We start from the raw sequence: 12,743 nt of genomic DNA on the forward strand, positions 1-12,743 counted from the left end.
CGGACAGCACTGGTGACCGGCGCATCCCGCGGCATCGGTTATTTTCTGGCATTGGAACTGGCGAAACGCGGTGCCCATGTCATTGCTGTTGCGCGGACTGTCGGCGGCCTTGAAGAACTTGATGATGAAATTCAGGCAATGGGCAATACAGCAACCCTTGTCCCGCTTGATCTGAAAGACATGCCTGCACTTGATCTGCTCGGTTCATCCATCAATGACCGCTGGGGCAAACTGGATATTCTAGTCGCCAATGCCGGTGTGCTTGGCACTATTTCTCCGGTCGGCCATGTGGAAGCCAAGGTGTTTGACAATGTTATCAGCACCAATCTGACCTCAATCTGGCGCCTGATCCGCTCGGTTGACCCGCTGCTGCGCCGTTCGGATGCCGGTCGCGCTATTCTGATGTCTTCCGGCGTTGCCCATACAGCACGCGCATTCTGGGCGCCTTATGCCGCTTCCAAAGCTGCAGTTGAAGTGATGGGGCGCTCATGGGCAGAAGAAACCAAACAAATGCCGCTACGGGTTAACTCCGTCAATCCGGGTGCTACACGCACAGCGATGCGCGCCAAAGCAATGCCGGGTGAAGATCCGGAAACACTGCCGCATCCGGCTGATGTGGCTGCAAAAATCGTGCAGCTCGCCGATCCGGCTTTGACCATCACCGGCCAGCTTTATGATGTACGTCAGGATAAATTCCTGCAATATCATATGCCTTCATAAACACATGTCTATAATCGTCTGGCCGGATTATTAATAACCGGCCAGAGATGTTTTTTATCCTGTCTTTTCAATCAAATAATTTTCTTCGCGGCTCTTTATATTCGCAGCTCCCTGCTGCCTCATTTTATCCCGCCGCCTTCCCCTCTGAACTGTCCAATTTTTCAATTCTCTGAAAACAGAAGGGTCTGTTATGGATCATTTTTATATACTTACCGGCGGCCCGGGCTCCGGCAAAACCACTCTGCTCAATATTCTCAAACAGCGGGGCTATCAGCATAGTCAGGAAGCCGGACGACATATCATTCAGGATCAGGTGAAAATCAGTGGCAAGGCTTTGCCATGGCTCGATCCCGCACTTTTCGCGGAAATGATGCTGTCATGGGAAATGCGCTCTCACCTGCTGGCCACACATACAGTATCTGACAAGCCGTATTTCTTTGACCGCGGGCTGGCCGATATTGCCGGTTACCTTACCCTCTCCGGCCTGTCTGTGCCGGATCATGTGCATCAGGCAGTGAAGCACTTTCGCTATAATAAAACCGTTTTCATCGCGCCGCACTGGTCAGAGATTTATCAGGGAGACGAAGAGCGCAAGCAATCACTGCAAGAGGCTGAGCGCACATTTTTTGCTATGCTGGCAGTCTATCAAGATTATGGCTTCACTCTGATGGAGTTGCCTAAGTCAGATGTTGAGGCAAGAGCAGATTTTATACTCGCCCACACAGCTTAATTTACGCAATAAAAAAAGCCCCTCACTGAGGGGCTTTTATAATAGTCATGTAATCTGCTTACATGCGGGCAATAATCTCTTCATCACCGGATGCATCGCCTTTAGCGGCTGCATCAAAAATGTAAGGAATAATTTCTTCCACAGTATCCAGCATTTTAGGCTGCACGCGATGGCCGGTATGGATAAAGCCTTCTGTGCGCATATGATCGAGCATGGCGATCATCGGCTCCCAGAAATGATTGATATTGGCGAAAACCATCGGCTTTTTATGATGGCCGAGCTGTGCCCAGGTCATCATTTCCACGATTTCCTCAACAGAACCGATGCCACCCGGCAGGGTGACAAATGCATCCGAGCGTTCAAACATCAGCTGTTTGCGCTGATGCATATTCTCAGTAATGATCTGCTCATCAAGCATTTCATTCTGCTTGCCGTCAGCTTCTTTATTGAGGAGAAATGTCGGAATAATACCGGTGACTTTGCCGCCAGCTTTGTAAGCGCCTTCAGCAACTGCGCCCATAATCCCTTTTGTGCCGCCGCCATAAATCAGGCGAAGACCGTTTTCTGCAATGGAGCGGCCAAGAGCCAGTCCTGCTTCCCGGTAAACCGGATTATTGCCGGTTGAAGAACCGCAATAGACACATATTGATCGAATCTTGCTCATGCTTTCTTTTCGCGCGCGGGCTGTTTGTCGTCAAGTTTATGTAGTGAAGTCGGCCGCTAATAATCCGTATAAAAAACCAGCTCTTTCACCGCTGTTTCCGAAGTCTTTTTAAAATCATGGCCTTGCACCGAAAACCATGCATGGCTGACATCTTATCGCGCAATATGTGACAAGAATTTTGGCGCTGATATGTGATATTCTTGCTGTAACAATAAAAAAGCGCTAGTTGTTGGCAAATGTGCTGCTTATACATTTGGATTTATAAGCAGACACAGCATGTTATAATATTTTTTTAAGCTTGGTGTTAAAAGGGTCAGCCCCGTATGCAGAATAGTCGTTATGCGCTTGCCGGTTTTGCTGCTGTTGTTATAGCAGGTGGTCTTCTTGCATATTTTAGCATGGCTCCGCAGAAAACGGATCAGCCTCCGCAGGCACCTGCTTCAAAAACAGCAACAGATAACAAGCCTGCTGCGACGACCCAGCCTGAAACTCCTGCCCAGACTGACAAGCCTGTTGCGGGTAATACTTCTGCACCGGCGGATACCAAGCCAACTGCTCCCGAAAAGGCAGTGCCTGAGCAGAGTGTCACAGTTCCGGTTTTTGATGTGCTGCGCCTTGAGGGCAACGGCTCACTGGTCATTGCCGGTAAAGCCGCACCGAATTCTGTGGTTGATGTGATTTCCAAAACCCGTGTGCTCGGTTCGGCTAAAGCCGGTGAGAACGGTGATTTTGCAATTATTCTGGATGAGGCGCTGAAAAGCGGCGATTATCAGCTGGTTCTGCGCGCAACTGCGGAAGATAATTCCGTTGCAACATCGCAGCAGACCGCGATCCTCTCCGTTCCTGCAACACCGGATGGTCAGGTTCTTGCACTTGTTGAGGAGCCTGGTCAGGCCAGCCGTATGATTACCACACCGCAGGCCAGTGGCGGAAATGCTGCGCAGACACCTGAGAATAAAGATGCACCGGCAGCTGCGCATGGCAATGATGCTGCTGTTACCCTGCTGCCGTCGCAGGCCGTACAGGGCGGACTTGCAGAGGGCAATTCTCAGGATGCCGTCAGCATTGCCGTGGAGGCCGTGGAGATTGAAGGCCGCTCGGTATTTGTCGCCGGTCATGCACGCGGTGGCCAGACGGTTAATGTCTCAGCCAATGAGACTTTGCTCGGCACAGCTGTCATCACCCCTGAGGGGCGCTATCTGGTGCAGACCCAGCAGCCGCTTGCTGTCGGTGACTATATTATCCGTGCTGATCTGATGGATAAGGGCGGTAAAATTCTGGCCACAGCGCGTGTACCTTTCCGTCGCGAAGCCGGTGAGAATATTGCGGCTGTTGCTCCTGCAATCGCCGCGCAAAATGCACCGGATGCCGGACAGGCCGCTCAGGAAAGCCAGCCTGCCGGAGAGACACAGGCACAGCCTCTGGAAAAAGCGGAAGGCTCGGTGATTATCCGTAAAGGCGATAATCTCTGGACAATCTCCAAGCGCACTTATGGCAGCGGCACGCGTTACACCACGATTTATCTGGCCAATACTGATCAGATTAAGAACCCTGACCTGATCTGGCCGGGACAGGTTTTCGTCATGCCGAAAACCCCGCTCAGCGAGCAGGATGTGAAGCAGAAACTACCGTAAATCCTGTTTCTCCGGAGCGTGTTTGTCTTCCTCACAACATTGTGCAGGCGTTTTGTTTCTATCACACCTGCAGCTATGATAAGACGATGAAGAAACTTGCAGCAATTCTGCGGCGCTTAGAGCGCCGTGTGCCAGACTTGGCACGCAAAACTCGCTCTAACACTTTAAAATTAGAGCATATTTCCTTAAACTGATCCAAGGTTAAGGAAATATGCTCTAGACCGCAATACAGCATGAAGGCGGCAGCAGTGACCGTCTGTGGCGTTAAATAAAAAAGATGAAAAAACAAAAAACAGTCTCGGCAGAATCCGGTCAGACCCTGAAAACACTGGCGAAACTCTGGCCATATATGTGGCCGAGTGAGCGTCATGATCTCAAAATGCGGGTCGTCTGGGCGACCTTCTATCTGGTCATCGCCAAATTCGTGCTGATGCTGGTGCCTTATTTTTTTAAATGGGCAACCAATGCGCTGGACGGTTCTTTCAAACCGGAAAGCTGGGTGCCGCAGATTTTTGTCGGCGCTTTGATGCTGGTCGTTGCCTATAATCTGGCACGTATCATTCAGGCCGGTCTGAACCAGTTGCGCGATGCATTATTTGCCCGCGTCGGCCAGTATGCAGTGCGCCAGCTTGCCTATCGGACTTTTGTGCATATGCATAAATTGTCGCTGCGTTTTCACCTTGAGCGCCGCACCGGCGGCCTGTCCCGTGTGATTGAACGTGGCGTCAAAGGCATTGAAACCATTGTGCGCTTCACCATTCTGAGCTCGGTACCGACCCTGCTGGAATTTGCGCTGACCGCAGCGATTTTCGGTTTTGCCTATGGTGTCAGCTATCTGATCGTGGTTGCGGCAACGGTCTGGCTCTATATGTGGTTCACCGTCAAGGCGAGTGACTGGCGTATTAATATCCGCCGCGAAATGAATGAATCCGATACGGATGCCAATACCAAAGCAATTGACTCACTGCTGAATTTTGAAACAGTCAAATATTTCGGCAATGAGGCCATGGAAGCAGAGCGCTATGACCGCTCGATGGCACGTTATGAAAAAGCGGCAACCCAGACATGGACATCGCTTGGCTGGCTGAACTTTGGTCAGGCCGTGATTTTCGGTGTCGGCATGATGATCCTGATGGTGATGTCTGCCCGCGAAGTACAGGCCGGAACCCATACGCTCGGCGATTTCGTCTTCATCAATGCGTTGTTGATGCAGCTGTCATTACCGCTGAATATGATCGGCTTTATCTATCGTGAAATCCGTCAGGGTCTGACCGATATTGAGCAGATGTTTGATTTGCTTGAAGTGGAAGAAGAGGTCAAAGACAAGCCCGATGCACCGGCTCTGGCCGTCTCGCAAGGGGCAATCCGCTTCAACAATGTCAGCTTTGCCTATGATCCGTCCCGTCCGATCCTGCGCAATATCAGCTTTGAAGTACCGTCAGGCAAAACCATTGCGATTGTAGGACCGTCCGGTGCAGGTAAATCAACCATCTCCCGTCTGCTTTATCGTTTCTATGATGTGCAGCAGGGTTCGGTGACAATTGACGGGCAGGATATCCGCGAAGTGTCGCAGGTCAGCCTGCGCCATGCGATTGGTATGGTGCCGCAGGATACGGTGCTGTTTAACGATACGATTGCCTATAATATCCGCTATGGCCGTCCGTCGGCGACTGAGCAGGAAGTGGAACAGGCTGCCAAGCTGGCGCAGATCGACCGCTTCATCCAGCTATTGCCGGAAGGCTATCAGTCAATGGTTGGCGAACGCGGACTTAAACTCTCCGGTGGCGAGAAGCAGCGCGTCGCGATTGCCCGTACAATTCTGAAAGCCCCGCCGATCCTGATCCTTGATGAGGCAACCTCGGCACTGGACACAGCAACCGAGCAGGATATCCAACAATCTCTGGATCTGGTCAGCCGTGACCGCACCACTCTGGTGATTGCGCACCGTCTGTCGACCGTTATCAGCGCCGATGAAATTATCGTGCTCAAAGACGGCCAGATTGCCGAGCGTGGTACCCATCGTGATCTGCTGGTAGAAGGCGGACTTTATGCTTCCATGTGGGATCGTCAGCGTGAAGCTGATGAAGCGGAAGCCCGTCTGCGTCAGGTTCGTGAAAGCGATGAACTTGGTGTTGTTATTCGCGGCGCCCCTGCCGGAGAATGACAGGGCACCGATGATCCTCTATGATGACAGCAGATATTCGCGCTGGCTGTTCATTGTATATGCATGCAGCAATGGCGGTTCCGGTGAGATCAACATCACCTGAACCGTTTTGATTCCGTGCCGATACGGAATATAAAAAAATCAAAACCGGTGCTTGCGGTAATGTTCTGTGAGCATTTTGTTATGATAAAGCACGAATATCATGAATTTTGTTGCGCTGTTTGCGCTTAATCATTTTAAACGCTGTTACTTTGCGTTATTGAAGCGCAAAATCTGAGGAAAACCGATGAGCCTGTCCGATACCATTCGCAATACTTTTGTTCCTATCCACCGCGAGGGCTACCCCTTTATCGCAGCATTTTTTGTTGTGTCGCTGTTGCTTGGCTGGTTGTGGGAATCTTTGTTCTGGGTAGGGATGGTGCTGACCATCTGGTGCATTTATTTCTATCGTGATCCGCTGCGCATCACGCCGCTGGATGACAAACTCGTCATCAGCTCTGCAGATGGCAAGATTTCTTCCGTTGGCATGTGCGTTCCGCCGGCAGAGCTGGATCTGGGTACAGAGCCGATGCTGCGCATCTGCGTGTTCATGAATGTGTTCTCGGTTCACATCAACCGTGCACCGGTGCGTGGCAAAATCACTGCCGTGATGCACCGCCCGGGTAAATTCCTGAATGCGGAACTGGATAAAGCCAGCACTGAGAATGAGCGCAATTCGGTGCTGATCGACAGCGCCCATGGCACCGTTGCCGTAGTGCAGATTGCCGGTCTTGTAGCCCGCCGTATCGTTTGCTGGTCAAAAGCCGGTGAAGATCTTTCAACCGGCGAGCGCTTCGGCCTGATCCGCTTTGGTTCGCGTAATGATATTTACCTGCCAAAAGGTGCCGTTGCACGCGTTGCTGTCGGCCAGACGGCTGTGGCAGGTGAGACCGTTCTGGCAGAGTTTGATGAAACGCGCACTGCGCCAACCGTGCGGATTGCCTGATGCTTGAAGCACCTTTCCCGCCGCTGGATCCAAATGGCAATACGGAAGGGCGCGGTCCGCGCTTTTCTGAAATTCCGATGCGGATCATCATTCCTAATCTGATTACCGTTCTTGCGATCTGTGCAGGCTTGAGCGGTATCCGCCTTGCCATTGAGCATCGTTTTGAGCAGGCCGTGGCTATGGTGCTGCTGGCAGCCTTTCTCGACGGCATTGACGGACGGATTGCGCGGCTCCTGAAAGGGTCTTCCAAATTCGGTGCCCAGATGGATTCTCTGGCCGATATCGTCAATTTCGGCGTAGCTCCGGCACTGGTGCTCTATCTGTTCATGCTGGATCAGGCCGGTTCTTTCGGCTGGATTGCCGCACTGATCTATACGATTGCCTGCTGCCTGCGCTTAGCGCGCTTTAATGTGATGCTGGAAGATCCGAACCAGCCAGCATGGCAGGGTAATTATTTCATCGGCGTTCCGGCACCGGCCGGTGCAATGCTGGTTTTGCTGCCGGTCTATTCCGGTTTCCTCGGCGTGTTGCCAAGCAAGGCTCTGGCCTATGGCACTGCAGGCTTCACGATTGTGATTGCCTTTTTGCTCGTCAGCCGTCTGCCGGTTTATAACGGCAAAACCGCAGGCAGTTTTATCCGTCGTGACTTTGTTATGCCGCTGATCCTCGGCGTAGTGATCTATGCCGGTTTTCTGATGAGCTTTACCTGGCAGACACTGACACTGACAGCCTTGGCCTATCTGGTATTCCTGCCTTTCAGTGCACTGGCATGGAAGCGCCGTTTTGCAGCGGAAGAAAAAAAGTCCTCTGAAAATCAGGCGTGAACCGGTTCAGATTATAGCAATAAAAAAAGCCCGCTTTTGAGCGGGCTTTTTATTTGTTCTGTTATTTCTGCTTTTATGCTTTGGCAGCGACTTTATCTGCCCGTGCCTCTTTCAGGATTGACCATGTATAGAGAATCAATCCTGCCCAGATCAGTGCAAAGGCATAGAGCTGCACTGTGTTAAACGGCTCCTTGAAGGCGAAAACAGCGATCAGGAACAGCATGGTCGGTGTAATATACTGCATCAGTCCCAGTGTCGTGTAGCGCAGCAGTTTCGCTCCGGTCGCATACATGATCAGTGGTACAGCAGTCACCACACCGGCCAGCATCAGCAGAGAAATATCCGCCGGTGTGCCGGTAACGAAATGATCCTGCCCTTGTGTATACAACCAGATTGCATAGGCACTGGCCGGAATAAACAAAATGATCACTTCCAGCATGAAGCCCTGTGACGGGCCAATCGGCAGGGATTTACGGAAGAAACCATAGAAGCCGAATGACAGCGGCAGAATGATAGATACCCAAGGCAGACCGCCCTGTTCTACTGTCAGCAACACCACCGCAGCAGCGGCAAGGAATACAGCAACCAGCTGTACTCTTGTCAGGCGCTCTTTAAGGAAAATCGCGCCAAGCAGCACATTGACCAGCGGATTGATATAATAGCCCAGAGCCGCATCCAGCGCGTGATCATTGAAAATTGCCCAGACATACACACCCCAATTCAGTGTGATCAGGGAGGCTGTCAGACAAGCCATGGCCAGCGTGCGCGGATTGCGCAAGGCTGCGCCAACATCCTTCGTTCGCCCCATAAACACCAGAATGAGCGCTGCGACCGGCAATGACCAGATCACCCGATGCGCCAACACTTCCACAACCGGAATATGGGCAACCGCTTTCATATAAAACGGGAAAAGCCCCCAGAACAAATAAGCAAGCATCGCGAAAATAAAACCGCGTGTCGCCTCCGGCATCGCCGCTTGAGACCGGTCACTCATAGTTATCCATCCTCAGATTTCCGGTCTCGGGCTTTATTCTTACAGCGGGAGCCGTTCATTACAATTGCATCAGTAACAACCGGTACTCCCGTTTCATCGGCTCCGCAAACGGCAAATTTTATTCTGCTGCAATATGTCCCGCAAGTTCGCGGTTTTTCATCAGCTTATAGACGACAGAATCCATCAGTGCCTGAAAGGATGCATCAATAATATTGTCCGACACACCGACTGTGCGCCAGCGCTGGCCGCTGGCATCATGCGACTCGATCAGAACGCGGGTGATCGCTTCCGTACCGCCATTGAGGATACGGACTTTAAAATCCACCAGTTCCAGATCAGCCAGTTCTTCCTGATAGCGACCGAGATCTTTACGCAGCGCAAGGTCGAGCGCGTTAACCGGACCATGACCTTCGGCCACCGACAAGTGCTCCTCACCATCGATGATGATTTTAACAATCGCTTCCGACACGGTTTTCAGGCAGCCATTGCTGTCATAGCGGCGCTCGACCATACAGCGGAAGGCTTCCACACGGAAAAACTGCGGTACAGCGCCGAGTTGCTGGCGGGCGAGCAGTTCAAAACTCGCATCCGCGCTTTCATAGGCATAGCCCTGCGCCTCACGTTCTTTGACCAGCGCAATCAGCGTATCGAGATGACGATCATCTTTAGCAACCTGAATGCCGCGCTTGTTGAGCTCAGCAATAAAATTGGACTTGCCACCCTGATCGGACACCATGACACGGCGATGATTGCCCACCATTTCCGGCGGCACATGTTCATAGGTTTTAGGCTCTTTCAGCAAAGCAGAAGCATGAATGCCTGCTTTGGTAGCGAAAGCTGAACTGCCGGTAAAAGCCGCCTGATCATTCGGTGCACGGTTAAGAATATCATCAAAAGTACGGGACAGTTTGGTGATGCCTGCCAAGGCATCCATGCTGATGCCGACTTCGAAACGGTCAGCCCAGACCGGTTTAAGCATCAGTGTCGGGATCAGTGTCACCAGATTGGCATTGCCACAACGCTCACCGATACCATTGAGCGTGCCCTGCACCTGCCGTACACCGGCATCAATTGCGGCCAGCGACACGGCAACGGCCTGTTCCGTGTCATTATGCGCATGAATACCCAGACATTCGCCCGGAACAACAGCTTTAACCGCACGGACAATATCACCAACTTCACCCGGCTGTGTGCCACCATTGGTATCGCAAAGCACTACCCAGCGCGCACCGGCACCATAGGCCGCCTTGGCACAGGCCAGTGCATAATCGGGATTGGCTTTAAAACCGTCAAAGAAATGCTCGCAATCGACGATACATTCCTTACCGGCCATGCGCGCCGCAGTGACCGATGAAGTAATGGATTCCAGATTGTCTTCCAGAGAACAGCCGAGTGCCAGATGCACATGATAGTCCCAGCTTTTGGCAACATAGGTGATCGCATCGCTGGAAGCCTGCAACAGTACCGACATGCCCGGATCATTGGAGGTGGAAACACCCGGACGTTTGGTCATACCAAAAGCGGCGAATTTCGCTTTTGCGGTATGTTTGCGCTGAAAAAAGCTCGTATCTGTCGGGTTTGCACCCGGATAACCGCCCTCAACATAATCCATGCCGAAATCGTCCAGCATGGCGGCAATGGCTTTCTTGTCCGCAACCGAGAAATCAATGCCCGGTGTCTGCTGACCATCGCGCAGGGTAGTATCATAAATATAGATACGCTCTTTTTTCATTGTTGTTCTTTCCTCCATATCCGTATTTATGCGTGAGATTTATGCATGGCCTTGCGGCCATGTCTCAGTGTCATGATCAGGATGCTGATAAGATACCATAGTGCGCACGAATTCCGCACTTTCAGGATCACGTTCTGTCGTATAGGCAGGCAAGGTGCTCAGCTTGTCCAGATAAGGCAGCCTGCCCTCCATGCCCCATTGCACGACCGGCTCAATTTCTTGCGGCTGATCAAAAGCCGCAATGGATAATGCCAGACCGTCCGGCGCCTCATAGGTCAGCGGCGTGCCGCAACCGGCACAAAAGCCGCGTTCGACATGGTTGGAAGAGCGGAACAGCTTTCGTGTTCCGCGGGTCCATTCCAATGTGCCTTCCTTAACGGAAACCAGCGGCGCGTAATAATTGCCGAATGCTTTCTGGCACATGCGACAATGACAGATGGACGCGCTGCCTAGCTGCCCTTTCACACGAAAACGCACAGCACCGCACTGGCAGCCGCCGCTGGCTACCGGATTTTCACTCAGCGTTTCACTTCCCATGTTGTCACCCGTTCTCCCGTAGCCGGATCTTTGCCGTCCTTCAGCTGAATATTCTGTGCCAGCAATGAGTCACGAATACGGTCAGCTTCCGCCCAATTTTTTCCGTTGATGAATGCCAGACGCTCGGCGATCTGTCTTTCAACATCTGCACTGTCGACATCTGCCGCGTTGCTGAACAAATATTGTGCAGCTTCAGCCAGCAATTGCGCATCGTGAAGACCAAGCAGGTTGAGACCGGAAACCAGCGCTGCAACATCGCCTTGCTTATAGGCTTTGCGCAATTCTGTGAGTGCAGCCCATGTGTTAAGGTCATCACCAATGCTATCTGCAAACACCGTTGCCTTAACCGCAGAAGCAGGCACCGGCTGTTCGGAAATCACCTGATACCATTTTGCCAGTTCCTCACCGGATTCGATCAAACGCTGCTGCGTCCAGTTGATCGGCTCACGGTAATGGGTCTGCAACATTGAGAGACGTGCAGCCATACCGGTCCAGCGACGACGGAACTCTTCCGGCGCATCTGTGCCCGACAATTGCGGCAGTTCCGACTTCAGCACATCGTCAATGGTGATGAAGTTGCCCAGAGATTTGGACATTTTCTGACCTTCGACCTGCAGAAAACCGTTATGCATCCAGATATTGGCCATGCGTTCTGAACCAAAAGCGCAGCATGACTGGGCAATCTCATTCTCATGATGCGGAAATACCAGATCAATACCACCGGCATGAATGTCGAAGGTGTTTTTCAGCGGATCATCGCATTTCAGACCGCCGCCAAACGGTTCCAGCAATTTAGCCATCGACATAGCCGAGCACTCAATATGCCAACCCGGACGACCGTGAACCGCAATACCTGCCGGAGACGGCCAACCCGGCTCACCCTCTTTGGATGGTTTCCACAGCACGAAATCCATCTCGTCGCGCTTGTAAGAAGCCACATCCACACGCGCACCGGCAATCATCTCATCCAGTGAGCGGCGGGCAAGCGCACCATAACGGGGGCCATGGTCGCCGCTCATGGTTTTAACTGCAAACAGCACATGATCGTCAGCCACATAGGCATGACCGCGCTCAATCAGACGTTCGATCAGCTGGCGCATTTCTTCCAGATGTTCGGTTGCGCGCGGCTGGCTGGATGGTTCGAGATTGCCAAGCGCTGTTACATCGCTCTGGAACTGCGCATTGGTGCTTTCCGTGACTTTGCGAATAGCTTCATTCAGCGGCAGATCAGGATAATCGCGCACGGCACGGGCATTAATCTTGTCGTCCACGTCAGTGAGGTTACGCGCATAAGTCACTTGGCTCTCGCCATAGACATGGCGCAGCAGACGGAACAAAACGTCAAAAACAATCACCGGACGCGCATTGCCGATATGGGCAAAATCATAAACTGTCGGGCCGCAGACATACATGCGCACATGATCAGGATTGATCGGAACAAAGTCCTCTTTCCTGCGGGTCAGCGTATTATACAAACGCAATTCAGTGGCAGACATCTGACTTCCCTTTAACATACGGTTCTAAAGCACAAACAAGACTTGCGCAGCCTGCTGGCCGGTGCATTTGTCTGCTTCAAAAGGAAAAGGAAGACGAAAACATCCGAGCCAGCAATCTGCTAGCGAATAATGACCGCAATAATACAAATGGTGTTTGCGAATGGTGTTTTCATGACAGCACTTATCTCTCTGATCCTGTGCCGCGTCAAGAGACAGCTCAGAGATTTTTGTGACCGGCAGTAATCATGACACGCAGCATGACC

11 protein-coding genes are annotated in these 12,743 nt (G+C 52.0%); 6 read left to right on the plus strand and 5 right to left on the minus strand.

The genetic code is table 11. The features are described from left to right. Nucleotides 1–720, plus strand: a 720-nt coding sequence (locus tag A918_RS0116885; protein WP_022712196.1) for an SDR family NAD(P)-dependent oxidoreductase, incomplete at its 5' end; no start/stop codon positions are given. A 190-nt stretch (nt 721–910) separates the two neighbouring features. Further along, entirely contained in the window at nt 911–1,450 is a 540-nt protein-coding gene (locus tag A918_RS0116890) for an AAA family ATPase (protein ID WP_022712197.1), read from the plus strand. Nucleotides 1,451–1,508: 58 nt separating this feature from the next. Here the strand turns inward: A918_RS0116890 and A918_RS0116895 are convergent, their stop codons facing one another. Then, a complete protein-coding gene (locus A918_RS0116895) occupies nt 1,509–2,114 on the minus strand; it encodes a TIGR00730 family Rossman fold protein (protein WP_022712198.1) in 606 nt (201 codons plus the stop codon). Between the two features lie 323 nt (nt 2,115–2,437). On the opposite strand from A918_RS0116895, the gene A918_RS0116900 reads away from it, so the two are divergent. The 4 genes from A918_RS0116900 to pssA all read left to right on the plus strand — a co-directional run bounded on the left by A918_RS0116900 (nt 2,438) and on the right by pssA (nt 7,721). Next, nucleotides 2,438–3,748: an Ig-like domain-containing protein gene (locus A918_RS0116900; protein ID WP_022712199.1), complete on the plus strand. Its 1,311-nt coding sequence runs from the start codon at nt 2,438–2,440 to the stop codon at nt 3,746–3,748. 277 nt (nt 3,749–4,025) lie between these two features. After that, the gene (locus tag A918_RS0116905) at nt 4,026–5,912 is read left to right on the plus strand and encodes an ABC transporter ATP-binding protein/permease (protein WP_022712200.1); all 1,887 of its coding nucleotides are present in this window, start codon (nt 4,026–4,028) and stop codon (nt 5,910–5,912) included. A gap of 286 nt (nt 5,913–6,198) precedes the next feature. Next, on the plus strand, nt 6,199–6,897 hold the full coding sequence (locus A918_RS0116915) for a phosphatidylserine decarboxylase (protein ID WP_022712202.1): 699 nt from the start codon (nt 6,199–6,201) through the stop codon (nt 6,895–6,897). Beyond that, nucleotides 6,897–7,721 (plus strand): CDP-diacylglycerol--serine O-phosphatidyltransferase, encoded by an 825-nt coding sequence (gene pssA / locus A918_RS0116920; RefSeq protein WP_022712203.1) that lies wholly within the window; start codon nt 6,897–6,899, stop codon nt 7,719–7,721. Before A918_RS0116915 ends, pssA begins: the two co-directional genes overlap by 1 nt. A gap of 73 nt (nt 7,722–7,794) precedes the next feature. On the opposite strand, the gene rarD is transcribed toward pssA, so the two are convergent. From rarD to cysS, 4 genes are all read right to left on the minus strand, one after another. After that, on the minus strand, nt 7,795–8,715 hold the full coding sequence (gene rarD, locus A918_RS0116925; protein WP_022712204.1) for an EamA family transporter RarD: 921 nt from the start codon (nt 8,713–8,715) through the stop codon (nt 7,795–7,797). Nucleotides 8,716–8,833: 118 nt separating this feature from the next. Beyond that, the gene (gene cimA / locus A918_RS0116930) at nt 8,834–10,447 is read right to left on the minus strand and encodes a citramalate synthase (RefSeq protein ID WP_022712205.1); all 1,614 of its coding nucleotides are present in this window, start codon (nt 10,445–10,447) and stop codon (nt 8,834–8,836) included. 39 nt (nt 10,448–10,486) lie between these two features. Continuing rightward, nucleotides 10,487–10,984, minus strand: a complete 498-nt coding sequence (locus tag A918_RS0116935; RefSeq protein WP_022712206.1) for a GFA family protein — start codon at nt 10,982–10,984, stop codon at nt 10,487–10,489. Continuing rightward, entirely contained in the window at nt 10,966–12,480 is a 1,515-nt protein-coding gene (cysS, locus tag A918_RS0116940; RefSeq protein ID WP_022712207.1) for a cysteine--tRNA ligase, read from the minus strand. The genes A918_RS0116935 and cysS overlap by 19 nt, the downstream gene beginning before the upstream one ends. Nucleotides 12,481–12,743: the final 263 nt, after the last annotated feature.

This window comes from Pseudochrobactrum sp. AO18b (assembly GCF_000409565.1).
Taxonomy (GTDB): domain Bacteria; phylum Pseudomonadota; class Alphaproteobacteria; order Rhizobiales; family Rhizobiaceae; genus Pseudochrobactrum; species Pseudochrobactrum saccharolyticum.

What these genes read in the sequence shown, in the direction of transcription:
- A918_RS0116890 (WP_022712197.1), top strand. Translation starts at nt 911, where the DNA reads ATGGATCATTTTTATATACTTACCGGCGGCCCGGGCTCCGGCAAAACC.
- A918_RS0116895 (WP_022712198.1), bottom strand. Translation starts at nt 2,114, where the DNA reads ATGAGCAAGATTCGATCAATATGTGTCTATTGCGGTTCTTCAACCGGC.
- A918_RS0116900 (WP_022712199.1), top strand. Translation starts at nt 2,438, where the DNA reads ATGCAGAATAGTCGTTATGCGCTTGCCGGTTTTGCTGCTGTTGTTATA.
- A918_RS0116905 (WP_022712200.1), top strand. Translation starts at nt 4,026, where the DNA reads ATGAAAAAACAAAAAACAGTCTCGGCAGAATCCGGTCAGACCCTGAAA.
- A918_RS0116915 (WP_022712202.1), top strand. Translation starts at nt 6,199, where the DNA reads ATGAGCCTGTCCGATACCATTCGCAATACTTTTGTTCCTATCCACCGC.
- pssA (WP_022712203.1), top strand. Translation starts at nt 6,897, where the DNA reads ATGCTTGAAGCACCTTTCCCGCCGCTGGATCCAAATGGCAATACGGAA.
- rarD (WP_022712204.1), bottom strand. Translation starts at nt 8,715, where the DNA reads ATGAGTGACCGGTCTCAAGCGGCGATGCCGGAGGCGACACGCGGTTTT.
- cimA (WP_022712205.1), bottom strand. Translation starts at nt 10,447, where the DNA reads ATGAAAAAAGAGCGTATCTATATTTATGATACTACCCTGCGCGATGGT.
- A918_RS0116935 (WP_022712206.1), bottom strand. Translation starts at nt 10,984, where the DNA reads ATGGGAAGTGAAACGCTGAGTGAAAATCCGGTAGCCAGCGGCGGCTGC.
- cysS (WP_022712207.1), bottom strand. Translation starts at nt 12,480, where the DNA reads ATGTCTGCCACTGAATTGCGTTTGTATAATACGCTGACCCGCAGGAAA.